The organism is Streptomyces sp. SID8352, from assembly GCF_009862265.1.
In the GTDB taxonomy this organism is placed as follows: Bacteria; Actinomycetota; Actinomycetes; order Streptomycetales; family Streptomycetaceae; genus Streptomyces.
Window position 1 is genome coordinate 98,535 of the sequence record NZ_WWGX01000095.1, and the last position, 22,797, is coordinate 121,331.

Sequence of the window (22,797 nt, forward strand, 5' to 3'; positions counted from 1 at the left end):
CGGCTTGTTTCAAGGAGGGAGCCTCAATCGTGCGCAAGGTGCTCATCGCCAACCGTGGCGAAATCGCGGTCCGCGTGGCGCGGGCCTGCCGGGACGCGGGGATCGCGAGCGTGGCGGTCTACGCGGACCCGGACCGGGACGCTCTGCATGTGCGTGCCGCCGACGAGGCGTTCGCCCTGGGCGGTGACACTCCCGCCACCAGCTACCTCGACATCGCCAAGGTGCTGAACGCGGCGAGCGAGTCCGGCGCGGACGCCATCCACCCCGGCTACGGCTTCCTCTCGGAGAACGCCGAGTTCGCCCAGGCCGTGCTGGACGCCGGTCTCATCTGGATCGGCCCGCCGCCGCAGGCCATCCGCGACCTCGGGGACAAGGTCGCCGCCCGGCACATCGCGCAGCGGGCCGGGGCGCCCCTCGTCGCCGGCACCCCGGACCCGGTGTCCGGCGCGGACGAGGTCGTGGCGTTCGCCGAGGAGCACGGGCTGCCCATCGCGATCAAGGCGGCCTTCGGCGGCGGCGGACGCGGCCTGAAGGTGGCCAGGACGCTGGAGGAGGTCCCGGAGCTGTACGAGTCGGCGGTGCGCGAGGCCGTCGCGGCCTTCGGGCGCGGCGAGTGCTTCGTGGAGCGCTACCTCGACCGGCCCCGCCACGTGGAGACCCAGTGCCTCGCCGACCGGCACGGCAACGTCGTGGTCGTCTCCACCCGTGACTGCTCCCTCCAGCGCCGCCACCAGAAGCTGGTGGAGGAGGCCCCCGCGCCCTTCCTGTCCGAGGAGCAGACCGCCGAGCTGTACCGGGCGTCGAAGGCGATCCTGAAGGAGGCCGGCTACGTCGGTGCCGGTACCGTCGAGTTCCTCGTCGGCCTGGACGGCACCATCTCCTTCCTGGAGGTCAACACCCGCCTCCAGGTCGAACACCCGGTCACCGAGGAGGTCGCCGGGATCGACCTGGTCCGGGAGATGTTCCGCATCGCGGACGGCGAGGAGCTGGGCTACGGCGACCCGGAGCTGCGCGGCCACTCCTTCGAGTTCCGCATCAACGGCGAGGACCCGGGCCGGAACTTCCTGCCCGCCCCCGGCACCGTCACCCGCTTCGAGGCCCCCACCGGTCCCGGTGTGCGCCTGGACGCGGGGGTGGAGTCCGGCAGTGTCATCGGCCCCGCCTGGGACTCGCTGCTGGCCAAGCTGATCGTCACCGGCCGCACCCGCAGGGAGGCGCTGGAGCGGGCGTCGCGGGCGCTGGCGGAGTTCCGCGTGGAGGGCATGGCCACCGCCATCCCGTTCCACCGCGCCGTGGTCCGCGACCCTGCCTTCGCCCCCGAGCTGACCGGCTCCGCCGAGCCGTTCACCGTCCACACCCGCTGGATCGAGACCGGTTTCGAGAACACCATCGAGCCCTTCACCACCCCCGCCGACGCCGAGGCGGACGAGGAGTCGGGCCGGGAGACGGTGGTCGTCGAGGTCGGCGGCAAGCGGCTGGAGGTCTCGCTGCCCTCCTCGCTCGGCATGTCCCTGGCCCGCACCGGGCTGGCCGCCGGGGCCCGCCCCAAGCGGCGCGCGGCCCGCAAGTCCGGCCCCGCCGTCTCGGGCGACACCCTCGCCTCGCCGATGCAGGGCACCATCGTGAAGATCGCGGTGGAGGAGGGCCAGCAGGTGGAGGAGGGCGACCTGATCGTCGTCCTGGAGGCGATGAAGATGGAGCAGCCGCTCAACGCCCACAAGGCCGGCACGGTCAAGGGCCTGGGCGCCGAGGTCGGCGCGTCCGTCACCTCGGGCGCGGCCATCTGCGAGATCAAGGACTGACCCGGGCACCGGGCACGACGACCGGGGCTCCCGGCGGACCTCGACGGGTCCGCCGGGAGCCCCGGTCGTCGTAGCGCCCCGCCCCGCCGTGCACTGGCAGCGGGCCCTTCGTGCCGCCCGCCCTTCCGTCGTCCCGGCCGGTGACGGCCACCGGGCGGCGCGCGGTACACGGCCGCCGCCGGTCACGGGCCACGACGGCGGCCGGAGGAGGACCGCACGCCGCCGGGAGCCCCCGGCCGACGGAGGGGCGCCATCACCGGCCCCCGCGGAACCACCCGCTCGCGGAACGGCCGTACCGGGCGACCGCCCCAGGGGAACCGCCACACCGGAGCGCGTCCCACCGCGGTACCGGCACACCGGAGCGCCGCCCCACCGCGGTACCGCCGCACCACCCCCGTCGATGGCGGCTCCGCCGCGAGGCGTCAGCGGCGGCGCAGGTCCGCGACGCGCGCCCGCTCGGCGCCCTGCTCGCCCAGGGACGGCGCGGCCCGCAGCCCGGCTGCCGTGCCGGTGACCTGGCGCCGGGGCCCCGGCAGCGGCACGTCGCGGCGCTGCCGGCCGGCGGGGACGGAGTCGCCCCCCGGACCGCCGGACCCCCCGGAGCCGCCCGGCGCCCCGGCCACGGCGATCTGCACGCCCTGGTCGGCCAGGGCCTGCAACTCGGTGGCGGCACGGTCGTCGTGGCCGGGCGGCTCGTCGGTGACCAGACGGGTGATGAGTTCCGTCGGCACGGTCTGGAACATGGTGTCGGTGCCCAGCTTGGAGTGGTCCGCGAGCACCACCACCTCGGCTGCGGCCTGCACCAGCGCCCGGTCGACGGAGGCCGACAGCATGTTGGACGTGGACAGCCCGCGCTCGGCCGTCAGACCGCTGCCCGACAGGAAGGCCCTGGACACCCGCAGCCCGTGCAGGGACTGCTCGGCGCCCGAGCCCACCAGGGCGTAGTTGGAGCCCCGCAGGGTGCCGCCGGTCATGACGACCTCGACCCGGTTGGCGTGGGCAAGCGCCTGCGCGACCAGCAGGGAGTTGGTGACGACCGTCAGACCGGGCACCCGGGCGAGCCGACGGGCCAGCTCCTGCGTGGTGGTCCCGGCCCCCACGACGATGGCCTCGCCCTCTTCGACGAGGCTCGCGGCGAGGTCGGCGATGGCCGTCTTCTCGGCGGTCGCGAGATGCGACTTCTGCGGGAAGCCGGATTCACGGGTGAACCCGCCCGGGAGCACGGCACCGCCGTGCCGGCGGTCGAGGAGTCCTTCTGCCTCCAGTGCGCGCACGTCCCGCCGTACGGTCACTTCGGAGGTCTGGACGACGCGGGCGAGTTCACGGAGCGACACCGCTCCGTTCGCCCGCACCATTTCGAGGATCAATTGGCGACGTTCTGCAGCGAACACGAAACTGACAGTAACCCCAACGACCGTCTGGTTTCAGCAGTATGCACCGAATAACAGAAGTTGTTCGCACGACAGCACGAGAAGTGGTATAGCGCCTACCCGTGCCGCCTATGCCAACCGCACGCGCCGCGACCGCGCGTGACCGCCGGACGGAACGGGCCGCCCGGGCGGTCGCCGCCCCTCGGGGGTCAGCCCTCGCCGCCGGGCTTCCGGGTGTGCAACTGCCGCGCCACTTCGGCGATCGAGCCCGACAGGGACGGGTAGACGGTGAAGGTGTTCGCGATCTGCTCGACCGTCAGGTTGTTGTCGACCGCGATCGCGATGGGGTGGATGAGCTCCGAGGCGCGCGGCGCCACGACCACGCCGCCGACCACGATCTCGGTGCCCGGACGGCAGAAGATCTTGACGAAGCCGTCCCGGATGCCCTGCATCTTGGCGCGGGGGTTGCGCAGCAGCGGCAGCTTGACGGCACGGGCGTCGATCCGCCCGGCGTCGATGTCGGCCTGGCTGTAGCCGACGGTGGCGATCTCGGGGTCGGTGAAGACGTTGGCGGAGACGGTCTTGAGGTTCAGCGGGGTGACCGCGTCGCCGAGGAAGTGGTACATGGCGATGCGGCCCTGCATGGCGGCCACCGAGGCGAGCGCGAAGACACCGGTGACGTCACCGGCGGCGTAGACGCCCGGGGCGGAGGTGCGCGAGACGCGGTCGGTCCGGATGTGCCCGGAGTCCTTGAGCCGGACCCCGGCCTCCTCCAGCCCCATGCCCTCGGTGTTGGGGATGGCGCCGACGGCCATCAGGCAGTGCGAGCCGGTGATGACCCGGCCGTCGGAGAGGGTGACCTCGACCCGGTCGCCCACCCGTTTGGCGGACTGGGCGCGGGAGCGCGACATGACGTTCATCCCGCGCCGCCGGAACACGTCCTCCAGGACGGCGGCGGCGTCGGGGTCCTCGCCGGGCAGCACCCGGTCGCGCGAGGAGACCAGGGTGACCCGCGAGCCCAGCGCCTGGTAGGCGCCGGCGAACTCGGCACCGGTCACACCGGAACCGACGACGATCAGTTCCTCGGGCAGCTCGGTGAGGTCGTAGACCTGGGTCCAGTTGAGGATGCGCTCGCCGTCGGGGCGGGCGTCGGGCACCTCGCGCGGGTGGCCGCCGGTGGCGATGAGGACGGCGTCGGCGGTCAGGGTCTCCTCGCTGCCGTCGGCGGCGCGCACCACGACCTTGCGGGAGCCGTCGAGGGCCTGCATGCCCTCCAGCCGCCCGCGCCCGCGCACGACCCGCGCGCCGGCGCGCGTCACGGAGGCGGTGATGTCGTGCGACTGCGCCAGCGCGAGCCGCTTCACCCTCCGGTTGACCTTGCCCAGGTCCACCCCGACCACCCGGGCGGACCGCTCCAGGGGCGGGGTGTCGTCGGCGACGATGATGCCCAGCTCCTCGTACGAGGAGTCGAAGGTGGTCATCACCTCGGCCGTGGCGATGAGGGTCTTGGACGGGACGCAGTCGGTCAGCACCGACGCCCCGCCCAGGCCGTCGCAGTCGACGACGGTCACCTCCGCGCCGAGTTGCGCGGCCGCCAGCGCCGCTTCGTATCCGCCGGGTCCGCCACCGATGATCACGATCCGAGTCACGTACTCCATTGTCCCGCACCCCCCGGCGGGCGGCGTCCCCGGGGCACGCCCGTGACCGGAGCGACGCCCGGGACGCTGCCGTACCCTGCCCCCATGTCCCTCTACGCCGCCTACGCCGGCAACCTCGACGCGCGGCTGATGACCCGCCGCGCACCGCACTCGCCGCTGCGCGCCACCGGCTGGCTGAACGGGTGGCGGCTGACGTTCGGGGGCGAGCACATGGGCTGGGAGGGCGCCCTGGCGACGCTGGTGGAGGACCCGCTGTCGCAGGTCTTCGTGGCGCTGTACGACCTCGCGCCGATGGACGAGGAGTCGCTCGACCGCTGGGAGGGCGTGGGCATGGACGTCTACCGGCGCACCCGGGTGCGCGTCCACACCCTCGACGGCGAGGAGGGCGCGTGGACGTACGTCCTGAACGGGTACGAGGGCGGGCTGCCCTCGGCGCGCTACCTGGGCGAGGTCGCGGACGCCGCGGAGTCGGCCGGCGCACCGCACGACTACGTGATGGAACTGCGCAAGCGCCCCTGCTGAGGACCCGCCCCTCCGGAAACGACAAGGCAACGATCCCGGCACCGTTCCTCCTGTCATCTACGCGCGTAGGCACAAAGCGGCTACTCTCGTCCGCGTGAACGCATCTCTTCTCCCGGACGACATCCAGGGCGACCCCTACGCCGCCGCCGACGCCGCCGCGGCCCGCCTGCGCGAACTCACCGGCGCCGAGACCCACGACGTCGCCCTCGTGATGGGCTCCGGCTGGGCTCCGGCGGCGGACGCGCTGGGCGCCCCCGAGGCCGACCTCCGGGTCACCGACCTGCCCGGCTTCCCGAAGCCGGCGGTGGAGGGACACGGCGGCCGGGTCCGCTCGTACGCCATCGGCGACCGGCGGGCACTGGTCTTCCTCGGCCGCACCCACTACTACGAGGGCCACGGGGTGGCCCCTGTCGCCCACGGGGTGCGCACCGCGGTCGCGGCGGGCGCCAAGACGATCGTCCTGACCAACGGCTGCGGGGGGCTGCGCGAGGGCATGCGCCCCGGTCAGCCGGTCCTGATCAGCGACCACATCAACCTGACCGCGACGTCGCCCATCGTGGGCGCCAACTTCGTCGACCTCACGGACCTGTACTCGCCGCGGCTGCGGGCACTGTGCAAGGAGGTCGACGCCTCGCTGGAGGAGGGCGTCTACGCCCAGTTCCCGGGGCCGCACTACGAGACCCCGGCGGAGATCCGGATGGCCCGGGTCATCGGCGCGGACCTGGTCGGCATGTCGACGGTGCTGGAGGCGATCGCCGCGCGGGAGGCCGGGGCGGAGGTGCTGGGCATCTCGCTGGTGACCAACCTGGCGGCGGGCATGACGGGCGAGCCGCTGAACCACGAGGAGGTCCTCCAGGCGGGCCGCGACTCGGCGACCCGCATGGGCACCCTCCTGACCAGGGTCCTCTCCCGCCTGTAACACCCCCGGCGCCCCACTCCCCCACCGAACCGCACCCGTGCCACGCGCCCGAACACCACGGCACGGAACCGGCACCCGCCCAGGACCAAGGCCGGGGACCCCCAGCCACGAGGCCAACCGCAGGCACGCCCCGCCCCCGCGCACGGCGGGAGCCGGAAGAGAAGGGCAGACGTGGGCCCGCACCCCCGCACGGCGGAACCCGGAAGGAAGGGTGGGCGGCCCCGCACCCGCCCACGGCGAGAAGCCGATCGAGAAGGCCGGGCGTGGACCCCGTACCCGCCCACGGCGGGAAGAGGACGGAGAAGGCTGGGCGTGCACCCCGTACCCACGCACGGCGGGAAGGGGACCGGAGAAAGGCGGGCGTGGACCCGCACCCGCCCACGGCGAGAGTCTGGAAGACAAGGCCGGGCGAGGTTCCCGCACCCGCGCACGGCGAGAAGCCGACCGAGAAGGACGGGCGAGGTGCCCGCACCCGCGTACGGCGGGAAGGGGACGGGGCGGGGGTGGCCGCCCGCAGAGGTTGGCGCGTCAACAGAGTGCGCCTCATCACCNCCCCGTTCCGCGCCGTTCCGAGGACGACCACCCCCGCCCCGGCCCCAACCCCCCACACACCAAAAGGCGCAACAAACACCCCCACCCACCAAAAGATGCGCCGCAGGCACAACCACAACGAACCCGCACACAACGACGACCCCCCACAGACACCCCACCCCCCAGCCCCACTCGCACACGGCAACACCCCACCACAGACACCCCCACCCACAGCCGCCGGCAGGCGAACCGCACCGACACACGGACGAGACGAGAGGCTGACCCACGTGCACGACGACTCCGACCTCCTCGCACGGGCCCGGACCTGGCTGGCCGAGGACCCCGACCCGGACACCCGCGAGGAACTCGCCCGCCTCATCGCCGCCGGGGACCGCACCGCCCTGGCCGCCCGCTTCGCCGGCACCCTCCAGTTCGGCACCGCCGGCCTCCGGGGCGAGCTCGGCGCGGGCCCCCTGCGCATGAACCGCGCGGTCGTCATCCGCGCCGCCGCCGGCCTCGCCGCGTACCTGAGGGCCGAGGGCCACACCGACGGCCTCGTCGTCATCGGCTACGACGCCCGCCACCGCTCCCGCGACTTCGCCCTCGACACCGCGTCCGTCATGACCGGCGCCGGCCTCCGCGCCGCCGTGCTCCCCCGTCCCCTCCCCACCCCCGTCCTCGCCTTCGCCGTCCGCCACCTCGGAGCCTGCGCCGGCGTGGAGGTCACCGCCAGCCACAACCCGCCCCGGGACAACGGCTACAAGGTCTACCTGGGCGACGGCTCCCAGATCGTCCCCCCGGCCGACACCGGCATCGCCGCCGCCATCGAGGCCGTGGGCGCCCTGCGGGACGTCCCCCGCCCCGGCTCCGGCTGGGACACGCTGGACGACTCCGTCCTGGACGCCTATCTGGCCCGCACGGACGCCGTCCTCGCCCCGGACGCGCCCCGCACCGCGAGGACGGTCTACACGCCGATGCACGGCGTCGGCCGGGACACCCTGCTCGCCGCGTTCGCACGGGCCGGTTTCCCGGAGCCGGTGCTGGTCGCCGAGCAGGCGGAGCCCGACCCGGACTTCCCCACGGTGGCCTTCCCCAACCCGGAGGAGCCCGGCGCGATGGACCTGGCGTTCGCGACGGCGGACGGCGCGGACCCGGACCTGGTCATCGCCAACGACCCGGACGCCGACCGCTGCGCCGTGGCGGTCCGGAACCGCACGGCCACGGCCACGGCCACCGGCACGGACCCGGGCGCGGCCCCGGCACCCCCCGCCCCCTGGCGGATGCTCCGCGGCGACGAGGTGGGCGCGCTGCTCGCCGCCCATCTGGTGGCGCGCGGCGCGCGGGGCGTGTTCGCGGAGTCGATCGTGTCGTCGTCGCTCCTGGGCCGCATCGCGGAGAAGGCGGGCGTCCCCCACGTGGAGACGCTGACCGGCTTCAAGTGGATCGCCCGCGTGGACGGCATCCGATACGGCTACGAGGAGGCGCTCGGCTACTGCGTCGACCCCGACGGGGTGCGGGACAAGGACGGGATCACGGCGGCGCTGCTGGTCACGGAGCTGGCGTCGGTGCTGAAGGAGAAGGGCCGGACACTCCTCGACCTCCTGGACGACCTGGCCGTGGAGCACGGCCTGCACGCCACGGACCAGTTGTCGGTGCGCGTGGAGGACCTGTCGGTCATCGCCACCGCGATGCGCAGGCTGCGCGGGGCGCCGCCGGAGCGGCTGGCGGGTCTGGCGGTGACGGCGGCGGAGGACCTGACGCGGGGCACGGACACGCTGCCGCCGACCGATGGGCTGCGGTACACGCTGGACGGCGCGCGGGTGATCGTCCGCCCGAGCGGCACGGAGCCCAAGCTGAAGTGCTACCTGGAGGTGGTCGTGCCGGTCGGGGACCGCGCGGGACTCCCGGTGGCCAGGGCGAGGGCGGAGTCCCTGCTGGAGGCCCTGAAGCGCGACCTGTCGGCGGCGGCGGGCATCTGACGGGGGCGGGCGGTGTCACCCCTGAGGGGTGGGCCCCGGTCGGCGCACTCCCGGAAGCCCGGGACCGGAGCGCGGCCCCCTGAACGGGGACACCCCGCAGAGGGAGAGGCCCCAGGCCCCGACCGGGCCCCGAGAGGTCAGGAGCGGAGCGAAGCCTCCCGAACGGGTGCACCCCTCGTGGGGGGGAACCCGGAACCCGGCCAAGCACCGCCAGGAACCCCCATGGAGCCCGGGACCGGAGCGCGGTCCCCCGGACGGGGACCCCCGCGGGGCGACGCCCCGGCCCGGCCGGACGCCCCCGGGTCTCCTCGGGGAGGTCCGGGGGGCGCGGGCCCCGGACAGGCACCAGCACCCCGGCTCCTCCCGGAAGGCCCGCCCGGGACCGTCAGCCCAGCCCCAGCAGCACCGCCAGGGCCACCGCCCCCGCGACGGCCGGAGCGATGATCTCGTAGGCCCAGTGGGTGGACACCTCGCCCTTGGAGGTGTCGGCCTCGCCCCGGGCCTCCCACAGCGCGCGCAGGTCGTCCATGACCTGGTCGGTGTCGGCGCGCACGGGCCCGTCGGGGACTCCGCCCCCGGCCATGCCGCCGAGGCCGCCGCCGCGCCGTCCGCGGGGCGCGGCGCCGGAGAGCCGCCGCTCCTCGTGCCGGGCGGCCTTCTTGCGGCCCCGCAGCGAGACGGGGATGGCCCAGAGCTGGTACTTGGCGCCCGACCCGGTCACGACCTCGTTGGAGTAGCCGGAACGCAGCGAGGCGACCTCGGCCCAGGGCACGGTGACGACCCGGAGGGGGTTGCGGACGCGCAGCCGGTCGTCGTCGGCGTGGACGGCGGGCCGCAGGGTGAAGGCGACGACCAGCGGGACGAGCAGCAGCATGGCCGCCAGTGCCATCCAGGGGGTGCGCCCGTCGCCCGCGACGATGGCGTCGATGCCGAGCCAGATGATGAGGGCGAGCAGCAGGACGCCGCCGACGATGCCCATGGGCGAGCGGTAGACCCGGTCCTTGGACACGGGTAGCGGCGACTGCGACTGGGGGTCCGGGGTGGTCATGCTGCCGATTGTGCACGACCCCGCGCGCGGCCCCCGCACCCGCACCACCGGGGGCGCCCGCGGCGGCCCCGGGCCGCACCGGGCCCCAGGACGCCCCCGGGTCCGGCCCCCGACGCCCCGGAACACCCCGGACCGGCACCAAGGGGACCCGGCGGCACCACGGCCGGGCGCCCCCGGGAGCCCCGGAGCCGCCCCGAACCGACACCCCAGGGGACCCGGAACCACCCCGGAGCCGACACCCCGGGGACCCCCGAACCACCCCCCGAACCGACACCTCCGGGGAATCCCGGACACCCCCGGGGCAGAGCCCGAACCACCGGCCCGCCCGCGCCGATCCGCCCCCGCGCCCCCGGCCCCCAGCCCCCGGCCCGAACTCACCCCACCCCCGCACCACCCCCGAACGCCCCCCCACAACCCCGTCCCGGGGCTGTACAGCCGCTACGCGCGTAGATATGCTCGCCTGGTGACCATGCCCACCACTGATCCCGCCGCACCCGCCGCCCCAGCCGCTCCCCCCGCCAACGCCCTGTCCGGCCACGGGCTCACGGACGTCACCGCGTCCGACGGCACGCTGCGCCGCTTCCTGCACGGGCTGCCCGGCGTCGACCCGGTCGGCCTGGAGGCGCGCGCCGCCTCGCTCGGCACCCGGTCCATCAAGACCACCGCGAAGGCGTACGCCCTCGACCTGGCGATCTCGATGGTCGACCTGACGACGCTGGAGGGCGCCGACACCCCCGGCAAGGTCCGGTCGCTCGGGGCCAAGGCCGTGCGCCCCGACCCGACGGACCGCTCGGCCCCCTCCACGGCGGCCGTCTGCGTCTACCCCGACATGGTCCCCACGGCGAAGGAGGCCGTCGCCGGCTCCGGCGTGCGGGTCGCCTCGGTCGCCACCGCGTTCCCCGCGGGCCGCGCCTCGCCGGCCGTGAAGCTGGCCGACGTGCGCGAGGCGGTCGCCGCGGGAGCGGACGAGGTCGACATGGTCATCGACCGGGGGGCGTTCCTCTCGGGCCGCTATCTGAAGGTGTACGAGGAGATCACCGCCGTGCGGGAGGCGTGCGGGACGGCCGCCCGGCTAAAGGTCATCTTCGAGACGGGCGAGCTGTCGACGTACGACAACATCCGCCGCGCGAGCTGGCTCGGCATGCTGGCGGGCGCGGACTTCGTCAAGACCTCGACCGGCAAGGTCGCGGTCAACGCGACCCCGGCCAACACCCTGCTGATGCTGGAGGCGGTCCGCGACTTCCACGCCCGTACGGGGGTCCGGGTCGGGGTGAAGCCGGCCGGCGGCATCCGGACCGCGAAGGACGCCGTCAAGTTCCTGGTGCTGGTCAACGAGACGGCGGGCGAGGACTGGCTGGACCCCCACTGGTTCCGCTTCGGCGCCTCCTCGCTCCTGAACGACCTGCTGATGCAGCGGCAGAAGCTGGCCACCGGCCGCTACTCCGGCCCCGACTACGTGACGGTGGACTGATCACGATGACCATGGACAAGCGGTCCTCCGCGTTCGCGTACGCACCGGCCCCCGAGTCGCGGGCGATCGTCGACATCGCCCCCTCGTACGGCCTGTTCATCGACGGCGAGTTCACCGAGGCGTCCGACGGCAGGGTCTTCAAGACCGTCTCCCCGGCGTCGGAGGAGGTGCTCTCCGAGATCGCCGAGGCGTCCGAGGCGGACGTCGACCGGGCGGTGCGGGCGGCCCGCGCGGCGTTCGGGAAGTGGTCGGCGCTGCCGGGCCGGGAGCGGGCGAAGTACCTGTTCCGCATCGCCCGGATCATCCAGGAGCGCAGCCGCGAGCTGGCCGTGCTGGAGACGCTGGACAACGGCAAGCCGATCCGGGAGACCCGGGACGTGGACCTCCCGCTGGTCGCGGCGCACTTCTTCTACCACGCGGGCTGGGCCGACAAGCTCGGTCACGCCGGTTTCGGCCCCGACCCGCGTCCGCTGGGCGTGGCCGGCCAGGTCATCCCGTGGAACTTCCCGCTGATGATGCTGGCGTGGAAGATCGCTCCCGCGCTGGCGACGGGCAACACGGTGGTGCTGAAGCCCGCCGAGACGACCTCGCTGACCGCCCTGTTCTTCGCGGACATCTGCCGCACGGCGGGGCTGCCGAAGGGGGTCGTCAACATCGTGACGGGCGCCGGGGCCACCGGTGCCGCGCTGGTCGCCCACCCGGACGTGGACAAGGTCGCGTTCACGGGCTCCACGGCCGTCGGCAAGCGGATCGCGCGCGCGGTCGCGGGCACCCGCAGGCGGTTGACGCTGGAGCTGGGCGGCAAGGGCGCCAACATCGTCTTCGACGACGCCCCGCTCGACCAGGCCGTCGAGGGCGTCGTCAACGGCGTCTTCTTCAACCAGGGCCACGTCTGCTGCGCGGGCAGCCGCCTGCTGGTCCAGGAGTCGGTCCACGACGAGTTCCTGGACGCCCTCAAGCGCCGGCTGTCGACGCTGCGGGTCGGCGATCCGCTGGACAAGAACACCGACCTGGGCGCGATCAACTCCGCCGCGCAGCTCGCCCGGATCACCGAGCTGGCGGAGCGCGGCGAGGAGGAGGGCGCCGAGCGCTGGTCGCCCCCGTGCGAACTGCCGGACAGCGGCTACTGGTTCGCCCCGACGCTGTTCACCGGCGTCACCCAGGCGCACACGGTCGCCCGGGAGGAGATCTTCGGCCCGGTCCTGTCCGTGCTGACGTTCCGCACGCCGGACGAGGCGGTCGCCAAGGCCAACAACACCCCGTACGGGCTGTCGGCGGGCATCTGGACGGAGAAGGGCTCGCGCATGCTGGCGGTCGCCGGGAAGCTGCGCGCGGGCGTGATCTGGTCCAACACGTTCAACAAGTTCGACCCGGCCTCGCCGTTCGGCGGCTACAAGGAGTCGGGCTTCGGCCGCGAGGGCGGTCGCCACGGCCTGGAGGCGTATCTCGATGTCTGACCCCCGACTGAGTGTCCTCAAGACCTACAAGCTGTACGTCGGCGGGAAGTTCCCGCGTTCCGAGAGCGGCCGGGTGTACGAGGTGTCTGACGCGAAGGGCAACTGGTCGGCCAACGCCCCGCAGTCCTCCCGCAAGGACGCCCGCGACGCGGTCGTGGCCGCGCGCAGGGCGTTCGGCGGCTGGTCCGGCGCGACGGCGTACAACCGGGGCCAGATCCTCTACCGGGTGGCGGAGATGCTGGAGGACCGCCGCGACCAGTACGTCCGCGAGGTGGCGCGGGCGGAGGGGCTGTCGAAGTCCCGGGCGGGCGAGCAGGTGGACGCGGCGGTCGACCGCTGGGTCTGGTACGCGGGCTGGACGGACAAGATCGCCCAGGTGGTGGGCGGCGCCAACCCGGTCGCGGGCCCGTACTTCAACCTGTCCTCGCCCGAGCCGACGGGCGTGGTCGCGGTTCTCGCGCCGCAGGAGTCCTCGCTGCTGGGCCTGGTCTCGGTGCTGGCGCCGGTGATCGCCACGGGCAACACGGCGGTCCTGGTGGCGTCGGAGCGGGCGCCGCTGCCCGCCCTGTCGCTGGGCGAGGTGCTGGCCACCTCCGACGTCCCCGGCGGCGTGGTCAACATCCTGTCCGGCCGCACGGCGGAGATCGCGGCGCCGCTCGCCGCGCACCAGGACGTCAACGCGATCGACCTCGCGGGCGCCGGTGCGGAGCTGGCCGCGGAGCTGGAGACGGCGGCGGCGGACAACCTCAAGCGGGTACTGCGTCCACAGCCTGTGGACGACTGGGCCGCCGCGCCGGGCACGGAGCGCATGACGGCGTTCCTGGAGACCAAGACGGTCTGGCACCCGACGGGCGCCCTCGGCGCCTCGGGCTCGTCCTACTGACGCGTCCGGTGGCCCGGCGCCCCGGTGGCCCGGCGCCCCGGTGCCGCGTCCTCCCCCGCCGGGAGGGCGCGGCGCCGGGGCGCGTGGAGCCGGCTCAGCGCAGCAGCCCCGTCACCTGGCCCACCACCGGGATGCCGCCGAGCGACTGGGCCTGGGCCACCGGGCCGGTCAGGGCGGTGGAGGTCAGCGGCTGGAAGTCGGCGATCTGGGTGCCGACGCCGTTGTCCAGCGGGTCGACGCCGGTGCCGGCCAGCGGGTTGGGCTTCAGGTCGGCGACGGGCCCGGTGACATAGCCGACGGTGCCGGCCAGCGCCTCGACACCGGCCTGCGGATCGATGTCGCCCACCGAGGTGGGGCGGGTGTGGGCGAGCCCGGCGAGGGTCTCCCCGCTGTCCGCGGAGGCCGTCGCCGCACCGGCGGCGAGGGCCGCGCCGGCGCTCGCGAGGGCGATCAGGACGCGCTGGGCGTGCGGGGAGCGGGGGGACGTGTGTCGGGCCATCACTTGCCACCTCTTGCTGCGGGTTGCTACGGACTGCCGTGTCAACGCCGCGGACGGTGATCAGGTCACCGCGGCAGGTCGCCGGGGGTGTGACGCGCGCTTCAGTGCCGCTCCCGGGGCTCGTGCGGCGGCCGTCCGATGCCCCAGACTGGTGACCCGTGAACCCCCGACCACCCGTACCGACCCGCGTCGTGCTGCTCTGCGGCCCCTCCGGCTCCGGCAAGTCCCTGCTGGCCGCGGACTCCGGCCTGCCGGTGCTGCGGCTCGACGACTTCTACAAGGAAGGCACCGACCCCACCCTGCCGCTGGTGGCCGGATGTTCCGACGTCGACTGGGACCACCCGGACTCCTGGGACGCGGACGCCGCCCTCGACGCGATCACCGGGCTGTGCCGCACGGGGCGGACGGAGGTGCCGGTGTACGACATCTCGCTCAGCGCCCGCACCGGTGGGGCGGGGCTCGACATCGGCCGGAGCCCGTTGTTCCTGGCGGAGGGCGTCTTCGCGGCGGAGATCGCGGCCCGCTGCCGGGAGGCGGGGGTCCTGGCGGACGCGCTGTGCCTGAGCCGGGGGCCGCTGACGACCTTCCGCCGCCGGTTCGCGCGGGACCTGCGGGAGGGCCGCAAGTCGGTGCCGTTCCTGCTGCGGCGCGGCTGGCGGCTGATGCGCCGGGAGCGGTCGATCATCGCCCGCCAGACGGCACTGGGCGCCCACGCCTGCGACCGTGCCGAGGCCCTGACCCGACTGGCCGAGGCGGACCGGACGGCGACGGCGACGGCGGACACGGCCGCCTGACGACGGGACGGAGCGGGGCGGGGCGGAACCGGCGGCCAGGCGCGGCGGGCGCGCGGCGGGCGGCGCCGTGGACCGGGCGGCGGCGGAAGGGCGGCCGTACGACGGCCGGGTCGAAGAGGACATCGGCGCGCACGGCGGAGCCGCACTCCCCCCTGAGTCCCGCGCGCCCCCGCGCACCACGACGCGCTCCGTCCGGGCGCTACGGTGCCCCCGCCGGGCACCGCGCACGCGGAAGCGGGACTGGATGGACCCCCCGGCCCTCCAGTCCCGCTTCTTCTGTGCTCCCCCGTTCCCCCCTTGCTTCCCCCCTGTATCTCCCCCGTGCTTCCCCCGTGCTTTCCCCCGGGATCCTCTTCCCCCGTGTCCCCCGGGTTCTCCCCCGTGGTGCTTCCCCATGAGTAGGAGTCCGGGCCACCCCCCGTGATACACCCGGATCCCACTTGTTTTTCCGCGAGTCCCTCCCCCCGGTCCCCGCGGCCCCCCCCTGGGGTCCCACCGGCCTTCAGGCGACCAGTTCGCCGAAGGCGTCCTCCCGGTCACGGCCGAGGCTGAGCACCTCGTCGTCGCGCAGCCGGCGGAGCGACCGCCAGATGCTGGACTTCACCGTGCCGACGCTGATGCCGAGGATGTCCGCGATCTCCGGGTCCGTGCGGCCCTCGTAGTAGCGCAGGACCAGCATGGTGCGCTGGAGTTCGGGCAGCCGGGCGAGCGCCTGCCACAGGACGGCGCGCAGTTCGGTGCCGCGCATGGCGTCCGTGTCGCCGGGCGTCTCCGGCAGTTCCTCGGTCGGGTACTCGTTGAGCTTGCGCCGCCGCCAGGCGCTGATGTGCAGGTTGGTCATGGTGCGGCGGAGGTATCCGCCGACGGCGGCCTTGTCGCTGATCCGCTCCCACGCCCGGTAGGTCGAGAACAGCGCGCTCTGCAGCAGGTCCTCGGCCTCGAACCGGTCCCCCGTGAGGTGGTAGGCGGTGGCGTACAGGGAGGCGCGGCGCTCCTGGACGTAGGCGGTGAACTCCGCCTCCGCCGGCGAGCGCCGGTCCCCCGTGACCTCCCCGTACGCCGTGCCCCCGTGCGTCTCCACCCGCTCCCCCGCGCGGGTGTCCACCACCGTCATGCGGGTGGTGTGCTGGCGTCCGGCGGCGCGGGCGCAGCCCCGGGCTCCCCCGCGCTCGTAGGCGCTCGCCCGGGAGGGCCCCCCGTCGGCCCCGGGCTTCTCCGGCCCCCGGTGTCCGTGCACGTCGTGCAGACGCGTGACCACTGCGCTGGTGCTGGTGCCCTTCAGCGTGTTCATCTCGCGCCCCCCGTCGTGGACTGTCCGGTGCCGGCTTCCGCCGCTGTGCCGCGCCGTCCGGCGTTCCCGCGCCGTCCGGTGCCCGTACTGCCTGTGCCGACACCGTCTCCGGTGCCCGTGCCGTCCGCACCGCTGTGGTGCGTGTGCCGCTCTGTTGCCTGTGCCGAGAAGCTTGCCGGGGCCACTTCATGGCCGTGTCCGCCGACTGTCACAGGCCTGTCACAGGGCCTCCGCACGACAGCCTCACCCTTTCTTCACAGGGCCCGGCCCTCCCGCGGGCCCGTTCCCGGCCCGCGGGTCAAACACCGGCCGGTTCATGGGCCAGAATGAGCCTGTGCCTTCCCTGTTGCTGATCGAGGACGACGACGCCATCCGTACGGCCCTGGAGCTCTCCCTGACCCGCCAGGGACACCGTGTGGCCACCGCTGCCAGCGGCGAGGACGGTCTGAAGCTGCTGCGCGAGCAGCGCCCGGATCTGATCGTGCTGGACGTGATGCTGCCCGGCATCGACGGGTTCGAGGTGTGCCGGCGCATCCGGCGCACGGACCAGCTTCCGATCATCCTGCTCACCGCGCGCAACGACGACATCGACGTGGTCGTCGGGCTGGAGTCGGGCGCCGACGACTACGTCGTCAAGCCCGTGCAGGGGCGCGTCCTGGACGCGCGCATCCGGGCGGTGCTGCGCCGCGGCGAGCGGGAGTCCAACGACGCGGCGACCTTCGGCAGCCTGGTCATCGACCGGTCCGCGATGACCGTCACCAAGAACGGCGAGGACCTCCAGCTCACCCCGACCGAGCTGCGGCTGCTGCTGGAGCTGAGCCGCCGTCCCGGACAGGCTCTGTCCCGGCAGCAGTTGCTGCGGCTGGTGTGGGAGCACGACTACCTCGGGGACTCCCGGCTGGTGGACGCGTGCGTGCAGCGGCTGCGCGCCAAGGTCGAGGACGTGCCGTCGTCGCCGACCCTGATCCGTACCGTGCGCGGTGTCGGCTACCGGCTGGACCCGCCTCAGTGATACGGAAGAACCGGGAGGGGGCGCACGGCTGGGCCGACGCGCGCAAGGGGTTCCGCTCGCGGCTGCGCCTGACCAGCCTGCGGCTCCGGCTGGTGGTCGTCTTCGGGCTGGTCGCCCTGACCGCGGCCGTCTCCGCGTCCGGCATCGCCTACTGGCTGAACCGCGAGGCGGTGCTGACCCGTACCCAGGACGCGGTGCTGCGCGACTTCGAGCAGGAGATGCAGAACCGGGCGGGCTCGCTGCCCGAGCACCCGACCCAGGACGAGCTCCAGCACACGGCCGGGCAGATGACCAGCGGCGGACAGCGGTTCGGGGTGCTTCTCGTCGCCGAGGACGCCACCGGCCGCACCGTCTACGGCAGCTCGGGCGGGCTCGGCGGCTTCGCGCTGGCCGACGTGCCCGGGTCGCTGCGGGACGCGGTGAACAAGGAGCAGAAGGTCACCTCGTCCAACAAGTCGCCCTACCGGCTGTACTGGCAGCGGATCACCGACGACGGCACGCCCTATCTGGTGGCGGGCGCCCGGGTGATCGGCGGCGGCCCGACCGGCTACATGCTCAAGTCGCTGGAGCCCGAGGCGAAGGACCTCAACTCGCTGGCCTGGTCGCTGGGGATCGCCACCGGTCTGGCGCTGGTCGGCTCGGCGCTGCTGGCCCAGGCGCTGGCGACGACCGTGCTCAAGCCGGTGCACCGGCTCGGCGTCGCGGCCCGGCGGCTGGGCGAGGGCAAGCTCGACACCCGGCTGCGCGTCTCCGGCACCGACGAACTGGCCGACCTGTCCCGGACGTTCAACAGCGCCGCCGAGGCCCTGGAGAAGCGGGTGGCGGACATGGCGGGGCGGGAGGCGGCCTCGCGGCGCTTCGTGGCCGACATGAGCCACGAGCTGCGGACCCCGCTGACGGCCATCACCGCCGTCACCGAGGTCCTGGAGGAGGAGCTGGAGTTCGAGGGCGGCGGTTTCGACCCGATGATCGAGCCCGCCGTGCGGCTGGTGGTGAGCGAGACCCGGCGGCTGAACGACCTGGTGGAGAACCTGATGGAGGTCACCCGCTTCGACGCGGGCACCGCCCGGCTGGTCCTGGACGATGTGGACGTCGCCGACCAGATCACCGCCTGCATCGACGCCCGGGCCTGGCTGGACGCGGTCGAACTGGACGCGGAGCGGGGCATCCACGCCCGGCTCGACCCGCGCCGCCTGGACGTCGTCCTGGCCAACCTGATCGGCAACGCCCTCAAGCACGGCGGCTCACCGGTGCGGGTGTCGGTGACCCGGGGGGACCACGAGGTCGTCATCCGGGTCCGTGACCAGGGTCCGGGCATCCCCGAGGACGTCCTGCCGCACGTCTTCGACCGCTTCTACAAGGCGAGCGCCTCCCGGCCGCGCTCCGAGGGCAGCGGGCTCGGCCTGTCCATCGCCCTGGAGAACGCGCACATCCACGGCGGGGAGATCACCGCCGAGAACTCCCCCGAGGGCGGTGCGGTGTTCACGCTGCGGCTGCCGCAGGACGCGTCGGAGCCGGACGAGGAGGACACCGCCGGGGACGACGCGGGCGGGGACGAGGGCAAGGACGCGGAGGGACGGGCCCGATGACCGTACGCCGTCTGCCGGTGCTCGCGGGGCTCACCCTGGCCGTGCTGCTCTCGGGGTGCGGCATCCGCGCCACGGAGGTGCCCACGGACTACGGCGCCGCGCCCTCCCGGGTGCGCTGCTCGCTCACCGAGCCCGGCGTGTCGGCGGGGTCCGGGCCGGGGATTCCGGTGCGGGTGCTGCTGCTGTGCGGCTCCTCGCTGGTGACGGTGGACCGGACGGTGCGGGTGCCGGACGGCGCGGCGGACTCCGCGCGGCGGACCCTGGTGGCCCGGGGGCTGCTGGGGCAGCTCATGGAGCCGCCGTCGGCCGCCGAGAAGGAGGCGGGGTTCACCACGGACGTGCGCGCGGGGACGACGGTCGCCGGACCCCGCCGGGACGACCCCGAGGACACCCTGCGCCTGGGCACCGCGCCCGGGGACCTCACCTCCTACGCCCTGGCCCAGATCGTCTGCACCTTCTCCGAGTCGGCCGCGGCCCAGGGCGACGGCGCGGTGATCCTCGGCGGGCCGGGCGGGGAACCGCCCCGGCGCTACACCTGCACGGACGAGGTACGGGCCCGGCCGGGCTCCAACGAACCGCCGTCGCACCCCGCCCGGGGCGGATGAACGGAGCCCGCCGGGACGCCCGCCCCGCGGACGGTCCGACCGGCGGGACACCCGCCCCACGGCCGGTCCGGCCGGCGGGACGACACGACCGGCGGGACGACACGACCGGTGGGCCACGGGTGCGAGCCGTGTCCGGGACCCGTGTCCGGGACCGGGACCGGGCCGGACGGCCGGGGGCGCGCGGGGTTCGCGGACGCCGGGCGCGCGGTGGAAACGGGCCGGAGCCCCGGCGTGCGCCTCGGTCCCGTCGAGCGCCTCCCCGGGGCCGCCGGTCCCGGGAAGCCGTGTCCCGCCGTGTGGCGCAGGACTCAGTCCCGGGGCGCGCGCGACCGGAACCGCGCCCGCCGGGGGCGGCGTCTAGGGGGGCGTGCAGCGTGAATGGTTCACCGGCGGCGGCGCCGCGTTCCGCATCCGTGCGACGGGCAGCGCCCTGCTGGTCGCGCACCTCGCGCTCGTCGCCTGGTTCACGCTGCGGCCCCGGGACGTGCCCTGGGTTCCGCCGCCCAACCTGCACCCCTTCGCGACCATCCGCGCCGACCTGGCCGCGGGCTGGCCCTCGGCGGCCCGCTCGATCGGCGGGGGGCTGGTCCCGCTGGCGCCGCTGGGCGTGCTGCTGCCGGTGGTGAGCGGGCGGCTGGCCGTCTCGCCCCTGATGTCGCTGCTGCGCACCACGGCCGCGGGCGCCCTGCTGGCGCTGGGGGTCGAGCTGCTGCGGACGGGGGTGCCGGGCCAGGTCGTGGACGTGGACTCGGCGCTGCTGGCCACCCTCGGGGTGACGCTCGCGCACCTCGCCCTGGTCCCCGCAGGGCGGGCGCGGCTGCGCCGCTGGTCCGAGCGGGAGCGGGAGCGTGCCCGCGCGGTGCGCCGGGAGGAGCGGCCTCAGGGTCGTACCCCGAGGATTCCCAGGGTCGGGATCGCCCCGTAGAGCGAGGTTCACGGCGACTCGTCCGCTTAGCGTGGAAAGCAGTCGAGGAGGGCGGCCGTCCGGCCGCCCCCACCGCCCGCTCTCCCGAAGGAGTCGCGATGTCCCTCCCCGCGCGTCCCACCCGAGGCCGTGTCATCGGCGGCGTGTGCGCCGGGCTGGCCAGGCGCTTCGGCACCTCGTCGACCACGATGCGGGTGCTGTTCGTGGCCTCCTGCCTGCTGCCCGGCCCCCAGTTCGTGCTCTACCTGGCCCTGTGGTTCCTGATGCCCTCGCAGGAGGAGGCGTCCCGCACGGCCTGGTGACCGCCGCCGGGCCGTGCGGGACGGCGGACGGCGCCCGGTGGGCGGGCCGCCCCGCGCGCCCGCGGCCCGGAGCGCACACCAGGGGCGCATCCGGTGGTCCGGATGCGCCCCTGGTGTGTGCGGGGGTGCGGCTCAGCCGATCGGCAGACCGTTCACCGGGAGGCCGTGGGTCGGCAGCCCCTGGGCCGGCAGTCCGCCGAGCAGACCCGCGACGGGCTTGGTCGGACCGCTGGAGAGCTGCTCGTCGACGAGTTGCTGGACGACCGGCTGCGCGGCGGTCAGCCCCGTGCCGGAGATGCGGCGGCCCTGCTCCAGCACCCTGCCCGCGCCGGGGACCGCCTGGGAGACGGTCTCGGCGGGGAGGGTCCGGGCGACGGAGTCCACCGTGCGGGCGGTGTCGGGCAGCTCCGGGGCCGCGTTGGCCGCGCCCGCGCCGGCGGCGGCGAAGGCGACACCGAGGGCGGCGACGCCGAGGGTCTTGGCAGCAGACTGCTTCATGGAATGCGTCCTCGAAATGGGATGACGGGAAGGTCAGCGGGGCCCGACCGTAAACACGCGGCACCGCCCACCGCAAACATCGAATTCCGCCGGAAGGCGAATGTCCAGCACCGCTTTTCGGCCCACCCCTCCCCCGCACGGTCCAGGCGGTTCCCATCACCGCTGGTGGCAGCGGCTTTCCGAAAGCGGCATTCGGACTTCAGTTCTGCGGAGCCCGAAGCGATCACGCCATTGATCACGACGAACCGTTCATCGAAAGGAATGAATGCTGATTTCATCGCATTGACGGGAGCCCCGCGGCGCCGTCGATTTCCCGGCCGAAGGCGTGGACGGGGTGCCCGCGTCCCCGGTCCGGGACGGCGGCCGGGGACGTGCCGGGCGGTGGCGGGCCCGCCCCGGCGGCGGCGCGGTGGACACGGGCGGGGATATGTAACGGTCGCTGCGAGCGAGGGTCCCGTGTCCCGCGTTTCTGCCACTGTTCTGTCATGGCACAGCAAGCGACGCCGGTCCGGCAGGCCCGGCTGGGGCGAACGCTCGGTCCGGAGGGCCGCGCGGTGAGCGGTGTGGTCCTGCTGCTCCCCGCCGGGGACGAGGTGTCCGACCGCAGGCCCTCCGCCCTGCTGGGGGCCGCCTCGGTGCGCGCGCTGGGACGCGGGCTGGCGCGCGCCGGGCGCGGCGAGGGGCTGGCCGCGCATGTCGTGCACTACCGCAGCCGCGGCTGGAACGGTGCCGGGGCCCATCTCGCGCGGGACGCCGAGTGGGCCGCCGAGGAGGCGGTGCGGCGCTACGGCGACGTACCGGTCTGCCTGGCCGGGGTCGGCATGGGCGGGCGGGCCGCCCTGCGCGCGGCGGGGCACGAGGCGGTCACCGCGGTGCTGGCCCTCGCCCCCTGGCTGCCCGACGAGGACGTGGCCGCGCCGCCCGAGCCGGTCAAGCAGCTCGTCGGGCGGCATGTGCTGATCGTGCACGGCACCAACGACCGGCGCAGCGACCCGGAGTTGTCGTTCCGGCTGGCGGCGCGCGCGAAGAAGGCGAACCGGAACGTGTGCCGGTTCGAAGTGCACTCCGACGGGCACGCGTTGCGCGACTACCGGGACGAAGTGGTCGCGCTGGCCGAGGACTTCGTCCTGGGCGTGCTGTTCGGGCAGTCCTTCTCGCGGCCGGTGGAGGACGCGCTGGCCGCGCCGCCGCCGCTCGGTCTGCGGATGCCGCTGGCCGCGGGGTTCGGGAAGTCGCTGCGGCACCGGTAGGCCCGGGGCGACGGCGGGACGGACCCCGCGCCCGGCCGCGCGCACCGGCCCGAACAGATCCCGGGGGCCACCGGCCGACCGCGCACGCGCCGACGACATCCGGATCGGAGACACACCGGACCGGCGGCTCACGGACCGACGGCGTACGGACCGAGGCCACACGGGCCGACGGCAGGACGGGCCGAGGGCGTACGGACCGACGGCGTATTGGTCACCGGCCGCACCGGGCCCCGCCGTCCCGCACTCCCGCCGGCGACTGCACCCGGGCCGGGCACCGCCCCCGTCGGCCGCCCCGCCGGCACCCGCGCCGCGTTCGAACGCCACCGCCGGGCCACCGCACCGCCCGCGCCCCGGCCCGTCCCAGGGCCCGCGCCCCCGGGCCCGCCGCGGCC

Annotated in this window: 20 protein-coding genes and 1 pseudogene; 14 read left to right on the forward strand and 7 right to left on the reverse strand. The window is 74.6% G+C overall.

Features of this window, described 5'->3' with window-relative positions; genetic code table 11:
• The first annotated feature begins 29 nt into the window (after window positions 1-29).
• Window positions 30-1,802: a biotin carboxylase N-terminal domain-containing protein gene (locus GTY84_RS28810; RefSeq protein WP_161229339.1), complete on the forward strand. Its 1,773-nt coding sequence runs from the start codon at window positions 30-32 to the stop codon at window positions 1,800-1,802.
• A gap of 422 nt (window positions 1,803-2,224) precedes the next feature.
• On the opposite strand, the gene GTY84_RS28815 is transcribed toward GTY84_RS28810, so the two are convergent.
• Together GTY84_RS28815 and GTY84_RS28820 are read right to left on the reverse strand one after the other, a co-directional pair.
• The gene (locus GTY84_RS28815) at window positions 2,225-3,193 is read right to left on the reverse strand and encodes a DeoR/GlpR family DNA-binding transcription regulator (protein WP_161229340.1); all 969 of its coding nucleotides are present in this window, start codon (window positions 3,191-3,193) and stop codon (window positions 2,225-2,227) included.
• Window positions 3,194-3,381: 188 nt separating this feature from the next.
• The gene (locus GTY84_RS28820; RefSeq protein WP_161229341.1) at window positions 3,382-4,830 is read right to left on the reverse strand and encodes an NAD(P)H-quinone dehydrogenase; all 1,449 of its coding nucleotides are present in this window, start codon (window positions 4,828-4,830) and stop codon (window positions 3,382-3,384) included.
• 84 nt (window positions 4,831-4,914) lie between these two features.
• Here GTY84_RS28820 and GTY84_RS28825 point away from each other — a divergent pair, with 84 nt between their 5' ends.
• From GTY84_RS28825 to GTY84_RS28835, 3 genes are all read left to right on the forward strand, one after another.
• Window positions 4,915-5,352 carry a gamma-glutamylcyclotransferase gene (locus GTY84_RS28825; RefSeq protein ID WP_161229342.1) on the forward strand — a complete coding sequence of 146 codons (438 nt, stop codon included), beginning with the start codon at window positions 4,915-4,917 and terminating at the stop codon, window positions 5,350-5,352.
• A gap of 94 nt (window positions 5,353-5,446) precedes the next feature.
• Window positions 5,447-6,271 carry a purine-nucleoside phosphorylase gene (locus GTY84_RS28830; RefSeq protein ID WP_161229343.1) on the forward strand — a complete coding sequence of 275 codons (825 nt, stop codon included), beginning with the start codon at window positions 5,447-5,449 and terminating at the stop codon, window positions 6,269-6,271.
• 818 nt (window positions 6,272-7,089) lie between these two features.
• Window positions 7,090-8,781: a phospho-sugar mutase gene (locus tag GTY84_RS28835; RefSeq protein ID WP_161229344.1), complete on the forward strand. Its 1,692-nt coding sequence runs from the start codon at window positions 7,090-7,092 to the stop codon at window positions 8,779-8,781.
• A 385-nt stretch (window positions 8,782-9,166) separates the two neighbouring features.
• Here the strand turns inward: GTY84_RS28835 and GTY84_RS28840 are convergent, their stop codons facing one another.
• Complete coding sequence (locus GTY84_RS28840) at window positions 9,167-9,829, reverse strand: PH domain-containing protein (RefSeq protein WP_161229345.1); 663 nt, start codon at window positions 9,827-9,829, stop codon at window positions 9,167-9,169.
• A gap of 469 nt (window positions 9,830-10,298) precedes the next feature.
• Here GTY84_RS28840 and deoC point away from each other — a divergent pair, with 469 nt between their 5' ends.
• Genes deoC through GTY84_RS28855 form a run of 3 tightly spaced genes read left to right on the forward strand, consistent with a single transcriptional unit; the run spans window position 10,299 to window position 13,640 of the window.
• A complete protein-coding gene (gene deoC, locus GTY84_RS28845; protein WP_202551951.1) occupies window positions 10,299-11,300 on the forward strand; it encodes a deoxyribose-phosphate aldolase in 1,002 nt (333 codons plus the stop codon).
• Between the two features lie 11 nt (window positions 11,301-11,311).
• Window positions 11,312-12,757, forward strand: coding sequence for an aldehyde dehydrogenase family protein (locus tag GTY84_RS28850; protein WP_161229369.1), 1,446 nt, complete (start codon window positions 11,312-11,314; stop codon window positions 12,755-12,757).
• Window positions 12,750-13,640, forward strand: coding sequence for an aldehyde dehydrogenase family protein (locus GTY84_RS28855; protein ID WP_161229346.1), 891 nt, complete (start codon window positions 12,750-12,752; stop codon window positions 13,638-13,640). Before GTY84_RS28850 ends, GTY84_RS28855 begins: the two co-directional genes overlap by 8 nt.
• Window positions 13,641-13,734: 94 nt before the next feature.
• Here the strand turns inward: GTY84_RS28855 and GTY84_RS28860 are convergent, their stop codons facing one another.
• A complete protein-coding gene (locus GTY84_RS28860; protein ID WP_161229347.1) occupies window positions 13,735-14,139 on the reverse strand; it encodes a hypothetical protein in 405 nt (134 codons plus the stop codon).
• A 191-nt stretch (window positions 14,140-14,330) separates the two neighbouring features.
• Here GTY84_RS28860 and GTY84_RS28865 point away from each other — a divergent pair, with 191 nt between their 5' ends.
• Window positions 14,331-14,933 carry a uridine kinase gene (locus GTY84_RS28865; RefSeq protein ID WP_161229370.1) on the forward strand — a complete coding sequence of 201 codons (603 nt, stop codon included), beginning with the start codon at window positions 14,331-14,333 and terminating at the stop codon, window positions 14,931-14,933.
• Between the two features lie 502 nt (window positions 14,934-15,435).
• Here the strand turns inward: GTY84_RS28865 and GTY84_RS28870 are convergent.
• Complete coding sequence (locus tag GTY84_RS28870; RefSeq protein ID WP_161229348.1) at window positions 15,436-16,224, reverse strand: SigE family RNA polymerase sigma factor; 789 nt, start codon at window positions 16,222-16,224, stop codon at window positions 15,436-15,438.
• Window positions 16,225-16,558: 334 nt separating this feature from the next.
• Between GTY84_RS28870 and afsQ1 the strand changes: the two genes are divergently transcribed.
• From afsQ1 to GTY84_RS28895, 5 genes are all read left to right on the forward strand, one after another.
• Entirely contained in the window at window positions 16,559-17,236 is a 678-nt protein-coding gene (afsQ1, locus tag GTY84_RS28875) for a two-component system response regulator AfsQ1 (RefSeq protein ID WP_158101933.1), read from the forward strand.
• Window positions 17,233-18,825, forward strand: coding sequence for a HAMP domain-containing sensor histidine kinase (locus GTY84_RS28880; RefSeq protein WP_161229349.1), 1,593 nt, complete (start codon window positions 17,233-17,235; stop codon window positions 18,823-18,825). The genes afsQ1 and GTY84_RS28880 overlap by 4 nt, the downstream gene beginning before the upstream one ends.
• Window positions 18,822-19,430, forward strand: a complete 609-nt coding sequence (locus GTY84_RS28885) for a hypothetical protein (RefSeq protein WP_161229350.1) — start codon at window positions 18,822-18,824, stop codon at window positions 19,428-19,430. The genes GTY84_RS28880 and GTY84_RS28885 overlap by 4 nt, the downstream gene beginning before the upstream one ends.
• Before the next feature lie 367 nt (window positions 19,431-19,797).
• Window positions 19,798-20,355: a VanZ family protein gene (locus tag GTY84_RS28890; protein ID WP_161229351.1), complete on the forward strand. Its 558-nt coding sequence runs from the start codon at window positions 19,798-19,800 to the stop codon at window positions 20,353-20,355.
• Window positions 20,356-20,453: 98 nt separating this feature from the next.
• Window positions 20,454-20,657 carry a PspC domain-containing protein gene (locus tag GTY84_RS28895; protein ID WP_161229352.1) on the forward strand — a complete coding sequence of 68 codons (204 nt, stop codon included), beginning with the start codon at window positions 20,454-20,456 and terminating at the stop codon, window positions 20,655-20,657.
• A gap of 132 nt (window positions 20,658-20,789) precedes the next feature.
• On the opposite strand, the gene GTY84_RS28900 is transcribed toward GTY84_RS28895, so the two are convergent.
• On the reverse strand, window positions 20,790-21,155 hold the full coding sequence (locus tag GTY84_RS28900) for an ATP-binding protein (protein WP_161229353.1): 366 nt from the start codon (window positions 21,153-21,155) through the stop codon (window positions 20,790-20,792).
• 158 nt (window positions 21,156-21,313) lie between these two features.
• Window positions 21,314-21,442, reverse strand: a pseudogene (locus GTY84_RS34265) (adenosine deaminase); the annotation flags it as partial.
• A 198-nt stretch (window positions 21,443-21,640) separates the two neighbouring features.
• Between GTY84_RS34265 and GTY84_RS28910 the strand changes: the two are divergent.
• On the forward strand, window positions 21,641-22,405 hold the full coding sequence (locus GTY84_RS28910) for an alpha/beta hydrolase (protein WP_202551931.1): 765 nt from the start codon (window positions 21,641-21,643) through the stop codon (window positions 22,403-22,405).
• The last annotated feature ends 392 nt before the right edge of the window (window positions 22,406-22,797 follow it).

Coding starts and splice junctions, on each gene's coding strand:
- GTY84_RS28820 (WP_161229341.1), bottom strand. CDS start 4,830: ATGGAGTACGTGACTCGGATCGTGATCATCGGTGGCGGACCCGGCGGA.
- GTY84_RS28825 (WP_161229342.1), top strand. CDS start 4,915: ATGTCCCTCTACGCCGCCTACGCCGGCAACCTCGACGCGCGGCTGATG.
- GTY84_RS28840 (WP_161229345.1), bottom strand. CDS start 9,829: ATGACCACCCCGGACCCCCAGTCGCAGTCGCCGCTACCCGTGTCCAAG.
- deoC (WP_202551951.1), top strand. CDS start 10,299: ATGCCCACCACTGATCCCGCCGCACCCGCCGCCCCAGCCGCTCCCCCC.
- GTY84_RS28850 (WP_161229369.1), top strand. CDS start 11,312: ATGGACAAGCGGTCCTCCGCGTTCGCGTACGCACCGGCCCCCGAGTCG.
- GTY84_RS28855 (WP_161229346.1), top strand. CDS start 12,750: ATGTCTGACCCCCGACTGAGTGTCCTCAAGACCTACAAGCTGTACGTC.
- GTY84_RS28860 (WP_161229347.1), bottom strand. CDS start 14,139: ATGGCCCGACACACGTCCCCCCGCTCCCCGCACGCCCAGCGCGTCCTG.
- GTY84_RS28870 (WP_161229348.1), bottom strand. CDS start 16,224: ATGAACACGCTGAAGGGCACCAGCACCAGCGCAGTGGTCACGCGTCTG.
- GTY84_RS28885 (WP_161229350.1), top strand. CDS start 18,822: ATGACCGTACGCCGTCTGCCGGTGCTCGCGGGGCTCACCCTGGCCGTG.
- GTY84_RS28895 (WP_161229352.1), top strand. CDS start 20,454: ATGTCCCTCCCCGCGCGTCCCACCCGAGGCCGTGTCATCGGCGGCGTG.
- GTY84_RS28900 (WP_161229353.1), bottom strand. CDS start 21,155: ATGAAGCAGTCTGCTGCCAAGACCCTCGGCGTCGCCGCCCTCGGTGTC.
- GTY84_RS28910 (WP_202551931.1), top strand. CDS start 21,641: ATGGCACAGCAAGCGACGCCGGTCCGGCAGGCCCGGCTGGGGCGAACG.